Genomic DNA, 14,454 nt, shown 5'->3' on the forward strand with positions numbered 1-14,454 from the left:
CCACCACGGAGATGGAACGGGCTCTCCGGATTATGAGGAGTCGGTTCTCCGTAATTCCATTGTCCGAGGAAAACGCCCGCACCCCATGGGCCTTTCTCTCACGCGAATGAGCCCTCATGTCGATTCCTGGCAGCAGGCCCCTGTACCGGACCGTGTTACCGATCCCCATGCCGAGATCTCGTACGGGATTTCATCATGTGGAGCGACAGTGGAGGGACATACGACACGGACCTTCCGGCCGGCCCTCGGTTGATGGGCGGGAAACAGAGTCAGGAGTCGACCGAGAGCAGAACGGCGAGCATGCGCAGGGCTCCCGCCTTGTCGAGAGGGTCGTTGCCGTTGCCGCACTTGGGAGACTGGATGCACGAGGGGCAGCCCCGCTCGCACTCGCACGCCAGGATGGCCTCCCGAGTGGCCGTGAGCCAGTCGACGGCACGGGCGTAGCCACGCTCGGCGAAGCCCGCGCCCCCCTCGTGGCCGTCGTAGACGAAGACGGTGAGCAGGCCGGTGTCGGGGTGCAGTTCGGTCGAGACGCCGCCGATGTCCCAGCGGTCGCAGGTCGCGAAGAGCGGCAGCAGGCCGATGGAGGCGTGTTCGGCCGCGTGCGCCGCCCCACCCAGGTCCAGGCCCTCCTGGGCCAGGGCGGCGGTCGCGGAGGCGGGCAGGGTCCACCAGACGGCCCGGGTGCGCAGGGTGCGGGCGGGAAGCTCGAGGGGTTCGTCGCCGAGCAGCTCACCGTTCTGGGTGCGGCGTTTGACGTAGGAGACGACCTGGCGGGTCACCTCGACCGAGCCGAAGTGGAGCTCCCCCGGGCCGAGCGGGTGGGAGCGGAGCGACTCCAGGACGGAGATGTCGGTGACGTCCCTGGCGAAGGTCGTGTAGTCGGGGCTGCCCTCCTCGACGAGGGCGACCCCGGCGTCGAGGTCCAGCTCCTCCACCAGGAACGTCTCCCCCTGGTGGACGTAGACCGCGCCGGTGTGCACGGAGGTGTGCGCGGAGGCCTCGTCGACGGTGCCGAGCAGCCTCCCCGTCGACGCCTCGACGACCTGTACGGGGGGCCCGCCCGACCCCCTGATGTCGGCGAGGTCGGTCGCCCGTTCCCTTCTGGTCCAGAACCAGCCCGTCGGCCGTTCCCTGAGCAGGCCGTCCGCGACGAGGTCGGCCAGCACCTCCTTCGTGCCCTCCCCGAAGATCTCCAGGTCGTCCTGGGCCAGCGGGATCTCGGCGGCGGCGGCGCACAGGTGGGGCCCGAGCACGTAGGGGTTGCCGGGGTCGAGCACGATCGCCTCGACCGGGCGGCCGAAGAGGGCCTCGGGGTGGTGGACGAGATAGGTGTCCAGCGGGTCGTCCCTGGCGATCAGCACGGCCAGCGCGTCCCGTCCCGCGCGTCCCGCCCGGCCGGCCTGCTGCCACAGCGAGGCCCTCGTCCCGGGCCAGCCCGCGATGAGCACGGCGTCCAGTCCGGACACGTCGACGCCGAGTTCCAGCGCGTTGGTCGTCGCGAGCCCGGCGAGCGTTCCCGAACGGAACGCCTTCTCCAGCGATCGACGGTCGTCGGCGAGATACCCGGCACGGTAGGCGGCCACCCGGTCGGGCAGGTCCGCCGGCGCCCCGGTGCCGAGCACGAGATCCTGGAGCCTGGCTCTGGCGGTCAGGGCGACCGACTCCGCGGCCCTGCGCGAGCGGACGAAGGCGAGCGTGCGAACCTCGGCGGCGACCAGGTCCGCCAGGAGGTCGGCGCCCTCCAGCGTGGCCGGGCGCCGCAGCGGGGCGCCCCTCTCGCCCCGCAGGTCGGTCAGGGGAGGCTCCCAGAGGGCGAAGGTGGTCGCGCCCCGGGGAGAGGCGTCCACGGTCACCTCGGCCGTCTGGAGGCCCGTCAGGCGCTCGGCGAAGGCGCCGGGCTCACTGGCGGTCGCGGAGGAGAGCAGGAACACGGGCCGGGCGCCGTGGCGCGCGCAGACCCGGCGCAGGCGCCGCAGGATCTGCGCGACGTGCGAGCCGAACACACCCCGGTAGCCGTGGCACTCGTCGATCACGACCATCCTCAGCCGCCGCCAGAAGGCCGCCCACTGGGCGTGGCGGGGCAGCAACGAGCGGTGGAGCATGTCGGGGTTGGTCAGGACGTAGTTGGCGTGCTTGCGGACCCACAGCCGTTCCTCGTAGGGGGTGTCGCCGTCGTAGGTGGCCGCGCGCAGCTCGGGAAGGTCCAGCTCGTTCAACGCGCGGAGCTGGTCGGCGGCCAGCGCCTTCGTCGGCGTCAGGTACAGGACCGTGCCACCGTCCAGTACGGAGGACAGAGCGGGGACGAGATAGGCCAGGGACTTGCCCGACGCGGTGCCGGTGGCGATGATCACGTTTTGGCCGCGACGTACCAGTTCGACGGCCTCGACCTGGTGCGGCCACAGGCCCGGTATCCCACGGTTCGCCCAGCGCGTAACCAGTCGTTCCTCGACCCAGTCCGGCCAGTCGACCTGGCCGCTCTGACGTGCGGGAACGTGTTCGACGTGGGTCACGCGATCGTGACGTGCGGGAACACGGAGCAGGGCGTCGAGCGCGGAACCCGCTCCGAGGGAGGAGGATGAGGTCGGAGTCACTGGTTTCCAGTCTGGCATCTGTGGGCAGAGTCGCCGGGAATCGTGATTTCGTATAGACACTGAGCGTACGCATGGTTGAATGCCGCGCGTCGGGGCTTGTCGTCTGGGGGCCACCCGGTCCCGGGAGTCACGCCTGAATCGGTACTTTCGCAGGCAAGGCGCTGGAGGATCTGTGGATCTGAAGTTGGACCACCATTCCGAGGACCGTCTCACCATCGTTGAGGTCGAGGGTGAGATCGATGTCTACACCGCGCCCAGATTGCGTGAGCTCCTGATCGACCTGGTCAACAAGGGAAACTTCCACCTTCTCGTGAACATGGAGAAGGTTGACTTCCTCGACTCGACGGGCCTTGGTGTCCTGGTCGGCGGGCTCAAGCGCGTTCGGGCGCACGACGGCTCACTGGAGTTGGTCTGCACCCAGGAGCGCATCCTGAAGATCTTCCGGATCACCGGACTGACCAAGGTCTTCGGGATCTACGCCTCGGTTGAGGAGGCCAAGGAAGCTCACGGCTCAGACAAGTAATCATGGCTACCGTCGAGCTGACGTTCAGCGCCCTTCCGGCCCATGTGCGTACGGCACGCCTGGTCGCCACGGCGATCGCCAGGCGCACCGGGGTGGAGGAGTCGCTGCTGGACGAGGTACGGCTCGCAGTCGGTGAGGCGTGTTCCCGGGCCGTCGAGGCACATCGTCTCCATTGTCCGGGAGAGCCGATCCGCATCGAGCTACGTGATGATCTTGGGCGGTTCGAGGTCACCGTCACGGATTCGGCCCCGAGCGACGAGTTGGAGCAGGAGCAGGTCTCGTTAGGTTTCGAGGACCCGCTCGTGCAACTTCCCGACACCTTGATGTCCGGTTTCGGCATCGCGGTCATCGTGGGGCTGGCCGACGACGTCCAGGTCTATCCGAGCCAGAAGGGCATGTGCATTCGCATGAGCTGGCCCGCCACGGCCAACGGCCTGTCCGCGGTCTGACCGTCCGCACCCCCCACGGCCCGCTCCCGGTTCGGACGTGATCCGGACACGGGATCGGCGAGCGGCTCCACATCGTGATCTGACAGCGTGAGCACCCCGGCAGCCGGGCGCGTCCTCCAGGGCGCGTCCGGCTGTCTGTTTGGGGGGTTCGAAGCGGGGCAAACATAACTTTGATACGTGCAGACCGAAACAGGCGTGAAGGCTGGTGAAGAACCTCCTGTCCCGATTTGAGTCTCCTGTTAACCATGGGAGTCGGGAAGGATTACTGACCCTGTCATCAAATGGCCACGCGCGGAGGCTTCATATCGGCGTCCTCGCTGCGTAGACTCCCGGCACCGGCCAAGGTTTGTCCTTCGGAAACGGCTCGTAGGAGGGCTGAGTTCCGTGGGAGGTCTGCGGACGCAACCGGAAGCGGCATTGCCAACCACCCCGGATGCGCGCCGCTCCCACTGCCGATCATCTATCGCGGCGCAGTCCGGGCAGGACGTGTTCCCGTCTTGCCAAGGAGAGTCGGATGCCTGTGCTCGATCTCGCCGCTGCTGCAGAGCCAGCGGTTTCCCTGAGCGGTTCTCACTTCAACATCGTGATCGTTGTGGCCGTCGTGGCCCTGATAGCACTCGCCGTGGCGGCCGTGCTGGTCCGGGAGGTGCTCGCTGCCAGCCAAGGCACCGAGCGCATGCGGGACATCGCGCGTGCCGTACAGGAAGGGGCTTCCGCGTACTTGACGCGGCAGTTCAGGACCCTGGCGTTGTTCGTGGTCCTCATTCCCTTCCTGCTCTACCTGCTTCCCGCGGACTCGACCGGAGTGGCCGTCGGCCGCTCCGTTTTCTTCGTGGTCGGCGCGGTCTTCTCCGCGCTGACCGGCTTCGTCGGCATGTGGCTCGCGGTCCGGGGGAACGTCCGGGTCGCCGCGGCCGCCCGTGAGTCCGGCGAGAAGGTCGCCATGCGGATCGCCTTCCGCACCGGCGGCGTGGCCGGCATGATCACCGTCGGCCTTGGCCTGCTCGGCGCCGCCATCGTCGTGATCGTCTACGGTGGCGAGGCCCCGGCGGTCCTTGAGGGCTTCGGCTTCGGCGCCGCGCTGCTGGCCATGTTCATGAGGGTCGGCGGCGGCATCTTCACCAAGGCGGCCGACGTCGGCGCCGACCTGGTCGGCAAGGTCGAGCAGGGCATCCCCGAGGACGACCCGCGCAACGCCGCGACCATCGCCGACAACGTGGGCGACAACGTCGGTGACTGCGCCGGCATGGCGGCCGACCTGTTCGAGTCCTACGCGGTCATGCTGGTGGCCAGCCTCATCCTCGGCAAGGTGGCCTTCGGCACGGAGGGCCTGGTCTTCCCGCTGGTCGTGCCCATGATCGGTGTGCTCACCGCCATCATCGGCATCTTCACCACCGCCCCCCGCAAGGGTGACCGCAACGGAATGGCGGCGATCAACCGGGGCTTCTTCATCTCCGCGGCCATCTCCGCCGTCCTGGTCGCCGTCGCGGCCTACCTGTACCTGCCCAGCAGCTTCTCCGCGCTGAGCGGGGTCGACCCGCAGATCGCCGCGATCACCACGGACCCCCGTCTGATCGCCATCGGCGCGGTGCTCATCGGTCTGGTGCTGGCCAGCGCCATCCAGATCCTCACCGGCTACTTCACCGAGACCAACCGGCGTCCGGTCAAGGACATCGGCGAGAGCGCCCGCACCGGCCCCGCGACCGTCATCCTGTCCGGCATCAGTGTCGGCCTTGAGTCTGCGGTCTACTCGGCGCTGGTCATCGGCGCCGCCGTCTACGGGGCGTTCCTGCTCGGCTTCGGCAACGTCACCGTCGCCCTGTTCGCCGTCGCGCTCGCCGGAACCGGCCTGCTGACCACGGTCGGCGTGATCGTGTCGATGGACACCTTCGGCCCGGTCTCCGACAACGCCCAGGGCATCGCCGAGATGTCCGGCGACGTCGAGGGGGAGGGCGCCAGGGTGCTCACCTCGCTCGACGCGGTCGGCAACACCACCAAGGCCATCACCAAGGGCATCGCGATCGCGACCGCCGTACTCGCCGCCACGGCGTTGTTCGGCGCGTTCAGAACCGCGATCGAGACCCAGCTCGCCTCGGCGTCGCAGGGGGTGAAGGACGCGCTCGGCTCGTTCGCCACGTTCAACCTGAGCGTCGACTCGCCGAACGTGCTCGTCGGCCTGGTCGTCGGCGCGGCGGTGGTGTTCATGTTCTCCGGTCTGGCGATCATGGCGGTCGGCAGGGCCGCCGGACGGGTGGTCTTCGAGGTCCGCGAGCAGTTCCGCACCAAGCCGGGCATCATGGCGGGCACCGAGCTGCCCGACTACGGCAGGGTCGTGGACATCTGCACCCGTGACTCGCTGCGGGAGCTGGCCACGCCGGGTCTGCTGGCCGTACTCACCCCGATCGCCGTCGGTTTCGCCCTCGGCTATCCCTCGCTGGGCGCCTTCCTCGCCGGTGCCATCGCCTGCGGCACGCTGATGGCGGTGTTCCTGGCCAACTCCGGCGGCGCCTGGGACAACGCGAAGAAGCTGGTCGAGGATGGCCACCACGGAGGCAAGGGTTCCCCCGCCCACGAGGCGACCATCATCGGCGACACCGTCGGAGACCCGTTCAAGGACACCGCGGGACCGGCGATCAACCCGCTGCTCAAGGTGATGAACCTGGTGGCGCTGCTGATCGCCCCGGCCGTGGTGCTCTACGCCGACAACGTCGCGCTGCGGACCGGGATCGCCCTGGTCGCGGTGGCCATCGTCGTCGGCGCCGTCGTGGTCTCCAAGCGCCGGTCGGCGAGCATCTCCCCGACCGAGGACAACCACGTGGACCGCACGCGGGAGCCGGTCACCAGCTGACGGGCGAGCCGGTGTGAAGGGGTGCACGGTCCTCGTGCACCCCTTTTCACGTACATGAGCCCATCGGTGTGTGCGAGACCCCTCGGTGGAAGACTGATCCGTATGGAACAGCAGCCCTCCGGAGGAGGCAGAACGCTCGTGTTCATCCTGTTGGCGATGGTCGTGGTCTTCGCGGCGATCGCGGGCATGGCGATGTGGGCGTCGCGATGAGCGCCGGGGCGAACGGGGCACGGACGCTGGTCGTCCTCAGGCACGCGAAGGCGGCGCACATCCCCGGGCTGGCCGACAGGGAGCGGCCTCTCACCGAGCGCGGGCGCCGCGACGCGGACCGGGTGGCGCGGGTGCTCGCCGACCTGGGCGTCCAGCCCGACCTGGTGCTCTGCTCGCCGTCCGTGCGCACCAGGCAGACCGCCGAGCTGGCGCTGCCGGGTGCGGACGTCGTCTACGAGTCCGAGATCTACGAGGCCTACGCCGACGAGCTGCTCGCCCTTCTGAGGCGTGGCGACCCCGAGGCCCGCACGCTGGTCCTGGTCGGTCACAACCCCGGTGTCCACGAGCTGGTCCAGTTGCTCACCACGAGAGACGACGAGGGCTTCCCGCCCGGCGCGTTCGCGGTCATCGAGACCGACGACGAGTGGTCCGGCCTCGGCGCCGGGCGTGCCGTCGCGCGCTGGAGCCCCAAGGAGCAGTAGGGGAACACGGGGTGGCATGCGCAGGATCGCCGGGGCGCTACGCGGTGACTTCGCGGTCGCCGCGCGTCCCGCGTGGGGGTACGGCCTGCTGTGCGCCGTGGCCATCTGCCTGCCGCTGGCCGCCGGGGTTCTCACCGGCCACGTCCGCGAGGGCGCGACGGCGGCCCTGGGCGGCTATCTCACCGTCTTCGGCGACGCCCCCGGCCTGCCGTACGGGGAGAGGGCGCGCAAGCTGCTGCGGACCGCGTTCATGGCCACGCTCGGGGTGGGACTCGGGCAGCTGATCCAGCCGTGGCCGTGGCTCGCGGCCGTCGTGATCGGCCTGGTCGCCGCGGCGGGGGCGGTCTGGCCGGTGATCAGCGTCCCGGCCGTGCTCGCGGTGGCCCTGACCTACTTCGCGCCCTCGGAGGCCGGTCTGGCGGCCCGTATGGCGGTCACCGCGGCGGGTGGCCTGCTGATCACGGTGCTGGTCCTGGTGCTGTGGCCGGTGCGCCGCCTCCAGCCGCTCCGCACGGCCTTCGAGGAGGCCGGTACGGCGCTGGCCGACCTTCTGGTCGCGGCGGGACGCGCCCCCCTGTCCGACGAGAGCTGGGAGTCGCTGCGGCGGCGGGCCGTCACGACCCACGACGCCGCGGCCAGGGCCTTCTCCCTCTACCGGGTGTCGCAGGAGGACGACCGGGCCCTCGAACGGCTGCTGACGACCCTGGACCGGATCTTCCGCGAGACCATCGCGCTGCGGGTGCTGCGGGCGGCCGCCGTACAGGAGGATCCGGACGGCCGGTGGGCCGAGGAGCTGGACGAGACGACCGAGGCGCTGGCCCACGCGCTGCGGGAGGCGGTCACACTCGGTGGTCAGGCCGCGGCCCCGGAGGCCATGGACGCGGTCGGGCGCTTCGCCGACCTGAACGAGGAGGTCCGCAGGGCCGCTCACGCCAGGAGGACACCGCTGCCCGCGGCCGTGCTGCTCGGGCAGATCCGCCGCTGCCTGGACCGCGTCGGCACGGCGGTGCGGTCGATCTCCCAGCAGGCGGAGGAGGCGGTCGAGGTCGGGCCGCGCCTGCCCAGGTTCACCCGGCCCCGCCTGCCCGTTCTGTCGACCGGCCACCACCCCGTACGGCTCGGCCTGGCGGTGACCCTGGCGATGGCGTTGATGCTGCTGGCCCACGAGCACTACGCCAAGTGGTTCGTGGTGACCGTGCTGGTCAGTCTCCGTCCCGCCTACCGGGACACGGTCGACCGGGTGACGCTGCGGGTGGTCGGCACCGCGGTCGGGGCGGTCGGGGCGGCCGTCGTGCTCGCGGTCGCGCCGGGCCACACGTACCTGATCGTGTTCATCGGGGTGTGCGCCCTGCTGGGGTTCGCGTTCAGGGGGGTCAGCTACGGCTACTGGACGATGTTCGCCACGCCCCTGTCGCTGATGCTGTCGGACTTCACGCTGCCGCTGGACTGGGGCGCGGCGGCGGCCAGGGTGACGCTCACGGTCGCGGGCGGGGCGCTGGCGCTGGTCGTCGCGCGGCTGCTGTGGCCGAGAGGGCACCGGGCCAGCCTGACCGGCAGGATCGTGGACACCCTCGAACGGCACGCGGCGCTGGTGCGCTCGCTGGTCGACCGGGACCCGAAGGCGGTTCTGGAGCGGATCTCCGACGCCTCGGAGGCGGCGCGGCTGCTCGGCGACTCCCTTGACCGGCTGGACAAGGAGCCGGGCGGAAGCGCTCCACAACGGCTCAGGGACGCCGTGACGGCCGCCAGACGGCTGCGGGACAACGCGCTGGCGCTGCTGGCCGTACCGGCGCCGGTCGAGGAGTCGGGGCCGACGGTCACCCTCCTGGACATGGTCGCCGACCGGCTTGAGGACGTCGCGGAGGCGGTCAGGACGGGCCGGCCGCTGACCAGGGCGGACGACCTCGACCGGGTGCTCGACGAGCTCGGCGCCCAGGTCGACCGGCTGACCGAGCGCCGCCTCGGCGAGGTGGACGAGGGGGCGGCGGACCGGATGACCGGTGTGCGGCGAGGCGTCATGCACGCCGTCGCCGCGCGGCCCGCCCTGAGGGGGCTCGGCGCCGAGGCGCTCGGACTGGCCTCGCTCACCGCCCCGCGCGCCTGAACCGGTCGGCTCAGGCGGTCACGACGCCGTCCTCGGCGTCGGCGGCCTCGACCTCGGCACGTGGGATGCCCAGCAGGTAGAGGATCGCGTCGAGGTAGGGCACGTTGACCGCGGTGTCGGCGGCCTGACGGACCACCGGCTTGGCGTTGAACGCGATACCGAGCCCGGCGGCCGCGATCATGTCCAGATCGTTGGCGCCGTCGCCGATGGCCACGGTCTGGCTGATCGGGATGCCCGCCTCACGCGCGAAGCGTTCGAGCGCCCGCGCCTTGCCGGGACGGTCGACGATCTCGCCGATGACCCGTCCGGTCAGCACGCCGTCCACGACCTCAAGGGTGTTGGCCGCCGAGTAGTCGATGCCGAGGTCCTCGACGAGGGCATCGGTGAGCTGGGTGAAGCCGCCGCTGACGATCGCGAAGCGGTAGTCGAGCCGCTTGAGCGTGCGCACCAGCGTGCGGGCGCCGGGGGTCAGCACGAGCTCCTTGCGGACCTTCTCGAAGGTCTCCTCGCGTAGCCCGGCCAGCAGGGCGACCCGGCGGCGCAGCGACTCGGCGAAGTCGAGCTCCCCGCGCATCGCCTCCTCGGTGACCCTGGCGACCTCCTCAAGGCAGCCCGCGTGCGCGGCCAGCAGCTCGATCACCTCGGCCTGGATGAGCGTGGAGTCGACGTCCATCACGATCAGCCGCTTGGCCCTGCGGTGCAGGCCGCTGCGCTGTACCGCCACGTCGACCTGCTGGGCGGCGGCCTCGACGGCCAGCTCGGCGCGGAGGGTGTCGGGGTCGGCTCCGGAGACGGCCAGCTCGAAGCAGGTCACCGGGTAGTTCGACAGCCGCTCGATCCGGTCGATGTTGGCGCCCGCGGCCGCGATCCGGCCTGAGATGCCCGCCATCGCGGCCGGCTGCAGGGGCGAGCCGAGAACGGTCACGTGCAACCGTCCGCGCCTGCGCTTCTCCTGCAGATCCGAGCCGGTGGACAGCTCGACCTCAAGGCCCAGGTCCCCGGCGGTCCGCTCGACGGCGGTCCACAGGGCACCGAGCGTTCCGCCGGTCCCGGTGGGGGTGTCGCCCGAGTAGGCGACGAGGACGCCGAGGGTGAGCCTGCCGCGGATGACGACCTGTTCGACGTCGGCGACGACTATGGGAAAGCCGGACAGGACGGAGAAGAGCCGCGAGGTTACCCCTGGGCGGTCCGGTCCGGACAACGTGATCAGAAGCGTGCGCTGGTTCATCGGTATCTACGCTACTTGGCCCCCAAAACGATCGTGAATGCGGTTCATCATCCGGACGCCTGACGTTCTCGGCGACCTCCCGTCACCCGTCATCTGGCCCTGCCTTCATATGGTCATGACGACCATCCCCGCGCGGCAGCGGGCCGCCCGTTACGCCGTCGGATACACCGTCGGACTGGCCGAAACCGCCGCCGACATGCGGGAGGCACAACGCCTGCGTCACCAGGTGTTCGCCGAGGAGATGGGCGCTCGGCTGGACACCCCCATAACCGGTCTGGACGTCGACCCCCTCGACGCCTACGGCGACCACCTCCTCGTACGGCACGGCGAGGGCGGCGAGGTCGTGGGGACCCACCGGCTGCTGTCCCCGCGCAGGGCCGACCGGCTGTACGCGGACTCGACCTTCGACCTGCGCCCACTGGCCGGGGTCAGGCCGGACATGGTCGAGGCCGCCAGGGCCTGCGTGCGTTCCGACCACCGCTGCGGCGCCGTGATCGGGCTGATGTGGGCGGCCATCGCGCGCTACGTGGTCGCCGGGGGCCACCGGTGGGTCGCGGGGTGCTGCTCGGTCCCGGTCTCCGGGGTCGCCGGGGTGGACGAGGTCATGCGGCGGCTCCCGCTGTGCCCTCCCGAGTACCGCGTCACCCCGCGCCTGCCCTGGCGCGGCAGCAGGAGGCGGAGAGTGGAGGCGGCGACGGTCCCCGCCCCGCTCAGGGGTTACGCCAGGCTGGGAGCCTGGGTCTGCGGGCCGCCCGCGCACAACCCCGACCTCGGCACCGCCGACTTCTTCGTGCTGCTGTCGATGGCGAACCTGAACCCGCGTTACCGGCGGCACTTCCTGGGAGCCCCGGCATGATCGTGTGGTCTCCCGAGGCGCCGTGCCGGTCGGACACCTGCCTGACGCCCCAGGGCCCGACGGTCGGCCCGCCGCTGCGGGCGCTGCGCCTGGTCGCGGTCTCACTGGTCGTCCTCACGGGCGCGTCGCTCGCCCTGCCGGTCAGGCTCCTCGGTACGGCGGGGCGCGCCCGGCTGGCGAGCGTGTGGTCCAGGCTCGCGCTGTGGGCCCTCGGCGTCCGGGTCGCGGCCAGGCCGGGCTTCGCCTTCCTCGCGGGTTCGGCGTCCGGGCCGCGTGCCCTGCCCGTCTCCGGGGTCGCGCCGCTGATCGTGTCCAACCACGTGTCGTGGCTCGACCCGCTCGTCATGATGGCCGTCGTGCCGTGCCGTGTGCTGGCCAGACGTGAGGTCCGTGGCTGGCCGCTGGTCGGGGAGATGGCCGTCGGCGCGGGGGCGGTGCTCATGGACGGGGACAGGCCGTCCAGGCTGCCGGAGGCGGTCGCCGGGGTGGCCAGGGCACTGGGGGAGGGCGATCCGGTCGCGGCCTTCCCCGAGGGCACCAGGTGGTGCGGCAGGGAGATGGGAGTGTTCAGGCGAGCGGTGTTCCAGGCGGCGCTGGACGCGGGGGCGCCGGTCAGGCCGGTCGCGGTGAGGTATCTGGGACCCGGCGGGATCCCGGCGGCTGAGGCCGCCTACCTGGGCGACGACTCGCTCACCGCCTCGATCCTGCGGGTCGCCGGGCTGCGCGGGCTGACCGTCGAGGTGACGTTGCTGCCGCCGGTCCAGGCCCGTGACCGCAGGTCGCTGGCGTGGGCCGCGGAGTCGTCGATCGCCTCGGTGGTGATCGCCCCGACCGCTCACGGCGCCCAGGTGGCCGCCTGATCCTCCCCGGGCGGTTCGGCCGTCAGCGTGCCCGGCGGCGCGGATGGGCGCCGTGGTTCGCGGACCCCGCCCTCGCCGGGATCGTGGCGCATCCACACGGTCACCGCGCCCCAGCGCTCGATCCGGCTGCCCGGCGGGGGCTTCTGGGCCACCACGAAGTCAGCCAAGTCCCCTCACCCGTGCCGAGCGTACGCCGAGGAAATCGGATCCGCAGCCCCCGCAGAGTTTCGGCCGGCCGGCCGACGGCCGTAATCCGGGGTTTTCGCGGTGGCGAAGTGCGGGCCCGCCCGGCGGACTCCTGAAGATTCACGACTTCGAGGTTTTCCGGGGCCGGTGTCCATGCGGAGGCGGCGAGCGTGGGGTATCCGAAAGGTAAGAGCACCCTGGCCGATTGGGAGGTGTGGGGCTGAGGTGGCGCGGGGGACACTCGTTCCGTCACGCAGAGAAAGTGACTCGTTACACTCCGTTAATGTTCGGCCGGTGGTGACCGGTGCCGTTTCCGGCGGCTGGGAGGCGGTCCGATCGGCCGCCGGCCGGGAAAGGTGATGTATCCGTGCGATCCATACGCCGGATCGGCGCCCTGGCCGCCGCGCTGCCCATCGCGTTGCCCGCCGTGGCCGCGCTGGCTCCCGCCGCCTGCGCCGACCCTCCGGTCTCCTACGTCGGTTCCCGGACCAGTTCGCAGTTCTCCTCCTCGCCCTGGGCGACCGACTCGACCGAGTGGGCCGTTCCGCCGAGCGGGGTCGTCCCCGACCTCGTCTCGGGCGGTCCCTCGGTGGTCCTGGTCACCTTCGCGGCGGAGGGCCGTTGTGTCGCGTCCTCCGGTGCGGGGGCCTGTGAGGTCGCGATCGAGGTCGGCGGGCAGCGAACCCGCCCGCGCACCGTGAAGGGCGCGCCCGACACCGTCTGGCGGAAAGGCGGGTGGGGGAAGCGCGTGCTCAGCCGTGCCGTCTGCGTCCCCTACCAGGAGTCTCTCCGTGACCTCGGAGTAAGGGTCCTGGCCAGGAGTTCCGAGGGGGCCAGTTTCGAGCTGCGCAACCGGCAGCTGAAGGTCGAGCGCCGGGCTCCGGTGCGGGAGGACGGCTGTTCCTGAGGTTCTCGCATTGCGCACAGGTTTGTGTACATCGTAAGCTTACGGCGTACACAAACCTGTGCGTGTGAACCGAGGAGTGCCGCACCATGACCGCCGCCGCGATCGCTGTTCCGTTCGTCTGGCTCGCCTGGTTGATCCTGACCGAGTGGGTGCCGATGTTCCCGCTCAACGACCTGGCCCCGGGCAATCTCAGGAACCGGCTGATCGCGGCGTCGGTGAACTACCCGATCCCCCTGCTGATCGCCGGGGGAGTCGCCCTGCACCGGACCTGGTCGCTGGTCGCGGCCACCGTCCTGTGCTGCCTGATCGTCGCCGGTCACGTCCAGAGCTGGTGGCTGCCCTACTTCGGCGTCAGCTCCGCCGCCCAGCGAGAGCTCTACCGGACCGACTACGCCCGCACCCTGAAGGTCCTGCCGACCGAGGGACGTGACGTCGTCATCGACGTCCAGCACATGGTGGTCGGCGTGCTCTCCGTGGTGATGCTGGCCACCACGCTCACCGCTACCCTGACCGGATGACCCAGACAGCCCGCCGCCGAAGCCAGGGAAGCGGCCGTGGGGGCAGGCCCGCCACGCTCACCCCCGAGCGCATCGTCGCCGCGGCTGTCGAGATCCTGGACGCCGAGGGCCTTGAGGCCCTGACCATGCGCCGTCTCGGCGCGCGCCTGGGCGTGGCCGCGATGTCCCTGTACCGCCACGTCCCCAACCGCGACGCCCTGCTCGCCGAGGTCGTCACCCACCTGTTCTCCGAGGCCGTGATCGAATTCGGCCCCGAGGAGCCATGGCACGAGGCGCTGACCCGCCTGGCCGTGGCCTATCGCGGGACGCTCCTGGCCCACCCGCACGCCGTACCCCTGCTGGCCACCCACCCCGTCGACACCGAAAGGGGGCTGGCGCTGCTGGCCGGGCTGCTGGGGCGCTTCGAGGACTCGGGGATCGGCGAGCAGGACGCCCTGACCGCCGTGCAGTCCGTCGCGGTCTACGTCCTGGGCCACGCCCTGGCCCAGGTCGGCACCCCGTCCGGTACGGCCACGGCCACAGCGACAGCCCCGGCCGCCGACCCCGCCGCGGTCGTGTTCTACGACCGGTGGTTCGAGGCGGGGCTGGCGGCCATGGTCTCCGGGTTCGAGAGGCGGCTCGCCGGAGACCGGTGAGACGACCGCCGGCCCGGCCGCCACACCGAGGCCTGGACCTGCCCGGCCCTGGGG

The 14,454-nt window shown here is 71.0% G+C and carries 13 protein-coding genes; 10 read left to right on the forward strand and 3 right to left on the reverse strand.

Going from position 1 to position 14,454, the window contains the following annotated elements:
* Positions 1-269: 269 nt before the first annotated feature.
* The gene (locus tag ACFYY8_RS14790) at positions 270-2,612 is read right to left on the reverse strand and encodes a DEAD/DEAH box helicase (RefSeq protein ID WP_390040871.1); all 2,343 of its coding nucleotides are present in this window, start codon (positions 2,610-2,612) and stop codon (positions 270-272) included.
* Between the two features lie 154 nt (positions 2,613-2,766).
* On the opposite strand from ACFYY8_RS14790, the gene ACFYY8_RS14795 reads away from it, so the two are divergent.
* From ACFYY8_RS14795 to ACFYY8_RS14815, 5 genes are all read left to right on the forward strand, one after another.
* On the forward strand, positions 2,767-3,117 hold the full coding sequence (locus tag ACFYY8_RS14795) for an STAS domain-containing protein (RefSeq protein WP_184711921.1): 351 nt from the start codon (positions 2,767-2,769) through the stop codon (positions 3,115-3,117).
* Positions 3,118-3,119: 2 nt separating this feature from the next.
* Positions 3,120-3,566 carry an ATP-binding protein gene (locus tag ACFYY8_RS14800; protein WP_390040873.1) on the forward strand — a complete coding sequence of 149 codons (447 nt, stop codon included), beginning with the start codon at positions 3,120-3,122 and terminating at the stop codon, positions 3,564-3,566.
* Between the two features lie 514 nt (positions 3,567-4,080).
* On the forward strand, positions 4,081-6,414 hold the full coding sequence (locus tag ACFYY8_RS14805; protein WP_390040875.1) for a sodium-translocating pyrophosphatase: 2,334 nt from the start codon (positions 4,081-4,083) through the stop codon (positions 6,412-6,414).
* A gap of 206 nt (positions 6,415-6,620) precedes the next feature.
* On the forward strand, positions 6,621-7,106 hold the full coding sequence (locus ACFYY8_RS14810; protein ID WP_390040876.1) for a SixA phosphatase family protein: 486 nt from the start codon (positions 6,621-6,623) through the stop codon (positions 7,104-7,106).
* 16 nt (positions 7,107-7,122) lie between these two features.
* A complete protein-coding gene (locus tag ACFYY8_RS14815; protein WP_390040878.1) occupies positions 7,123-9,210 on the forward strand; it encodes an FUSC family protein in 2,088 nt (695 codons plus the stop codon).
* 10 nt (positions 9,211-9,220) lie between these two features.
* On the opposite strand, the gene serB is transcribed toward ACFYY8_RS14815, so the two are convergent.
* The gene (serB, locus tag ACFYY8_RS14820; protein ID WP_390040880.1) at positions 9,221-10,438 is read right to left on the reverse strand and encodes a phosphoserine phosphatase SerB; all 1,218 of its coding nucleotides are present in this window, start codon (positions 10,436-10,438) and stop codon (positions 9,221-9,223) included.
* 115 nt (positions 10,439-10,553) lie between these two features.
* On the opposite strand from serB, the gene ACFYY8_RS14825 reads away from it, so the two are divergent.
* Together ACFYY8_RS14825 and ACFYY8_RS14830 are read left to right on the forward strand one after the other, a co-directional pair.
* Positions 10,554-11,294, forward strand: a complete 741-nt coding sequence (locus tag ACFYY8_RS14825) for a GNAT family N-acetyltransferase (RefSeq protein ID WP_390040882.1) — start codon at positions 10,554-10,556, stop codon at positions 11,292-11,294.
* Positions 11,291-12,154 (forward strand): lysophospholipid acyltransferase family protein, encoded by an 864-nt coding sequence (locus ACFYY8_RS14830; protein ID WP_390040884.1) that lies wholly within the window; start codon positions 11,291-11,293, stop codon positions 12,152-12,154. Before ACFYY8_RS14825 ends, ACFYY8_RS14830 begins: the two co-directional genes overlap by 4 nt.
* On the opposite strand, the gene ACFYY8_RS14835 is transcribed toward ACFYY8_RS14830, so the two are convergent.
* Entirely contained in the window at positions 12,130-12,321 is a 192-nt protein-coding gene (locus ACFYY8_RS14835; RefSeq protein ID WP_390040886.1) for a hypothetical protein, read from the reverse strand. The genes ACFYY8_RS14830 and ACFYY8_RS14835 overlap by 25 nt on opposite strands.
* Positions 12,322-12,707: 386 nt before the next feature.
* On the opposite strand from ACFYY8_RS14835, the gene ACFYY8_RS14840 reads away from it, so the two are divergent.
* The 3 genes from ACFYY8_RS14840 to ACFYY8_RS14850 all read left to right on the forward strand — a co-directional run bounded on the left by ACFYY8_RS14840 (position 12,708) and on the right by ACFYY8_RS14850 (position 14,400).
* Positions 12,708-13,247 (forward strand): hypothetical protein, encoded by a 540-nt coding sequence (locus ACFYY8_RS14840; RefSeq protein ID WP_390040888.1) that lies wholly within the window; start codon positions 12,708-12,710, stop codon positions 13,245-13,247.
* Positions 13,248-13,333: 86 nt separating this feature from the next.
* The gene (locus ACFYY8_RS14845; RefSeq protein ID WP_390040890.1) at positions 13,334-13,765 is read left to right on the forward strand and encodes a hypothetical protein; all 432 of its coding nucleotides are present in this window, start codon (positions 13,334-13,336) and stop codon (positions 13,763-13,765) included.
* A complete protein-coding gene (locus ACFYY8_RS14850) occupies positions 13,762-14,400 on the forward strand; it encodes a TetR/AcrR family transcriptional regulator (protein WP_390040892.1) in 639 nt (212 codons plus the stop codon). The genes ACFYY8_RS14845 and ACFYY8_RS14850 overlap by 4 nt, the downstream gene beginning before the upstream one ends.
* Positions 14,401-14,454 lie beyond the last annotated feature (54 nt).

It is taken from the genome of Streptosporangium sp. NPDC001559 (assembly GCF_042893955.1).
In the GTDB taxonomy this organism is placed as follows: domain Bacteria; phylum Actinomycetota; class Actinomycetes; order Streptosporangiales; family Streptosporangiaceae; genus Streptosporangium.

Bases quoted from the DNA above. Each gene is read 5' to 3' on its own strand.
- ACFYY8_RS14790 (WP_390040871.1), bottom strand. From the start codon at position 2,612: ATGCCAGACTGGAAACCAGTGACTCCGACCTCATCCTCCTCCCTCGGA.
- ACFYY8_RS14800 (WP_390040873.1), top strand. From the start codon at position 3,120: ATGGCTACCGTCGAGCTGACGTTCAGCGCCCTTCCGGCCCATGTGCGT.
- ACFYY8_RS14805 (WP_390040875.1), top strand. From the start codon at position 4,081: ATGCCTGTGCTCGATCTCGCCGCTGCTGCAGAGCCAGCGGTTTCCCTG.
- ACFYY8_RS14810 (WP_390040876.1), top strand. From the start codon at position 6,621: ATGAGCGCCGGGGCGAACGGGGCACGGACGCTGGTCGTCCTCAGGCAC.
- ACFYY8_RS14815 (WP_390040878.1), top strand. From the start codon at position 7,123: ATGCGCAGGATCGCCGGGGCGCTACGCGGTGACTTCGCGGTCGCCGCG.
- serB (WP_390040880.1), bottom strand. From the start codon at position 10,438: ATGAACCAGCGCACGCTTCTGATCACGTTGTCCGGACCGGACCGCCCA.
- ACFYY8_RS14825 (WP_390040882.1), top strand. From the start codon at position 10,554: ATGACGACCATCCCCGCGCGGCAGCGGGCCGCCCGTTACGCCGTCGGA.
- ACFYY8_RS14830 (WP_390040884.1), top strand. From the start codon at position 11,291: ATGATCGTGTGGTCTCCCGAGGCGCCGTGCCGGTCGGACACCTGCCTG.
- ACFYY8_RS14845 (WP_390040890.1), top strand. From the start codon at position 13,334: ATGACCGCCGCCGCGATCGCTGTTCCGTTCGTCTGGCTCGCCTGGTTG.
- ACFYY8_RS14850 (WP_390040892.1), top strand. From the start codon at position 13,762: ATGACCCAGACAGCCCGCCGCCGAAGCCAGGGAAGCGGCCGTGGGGGC.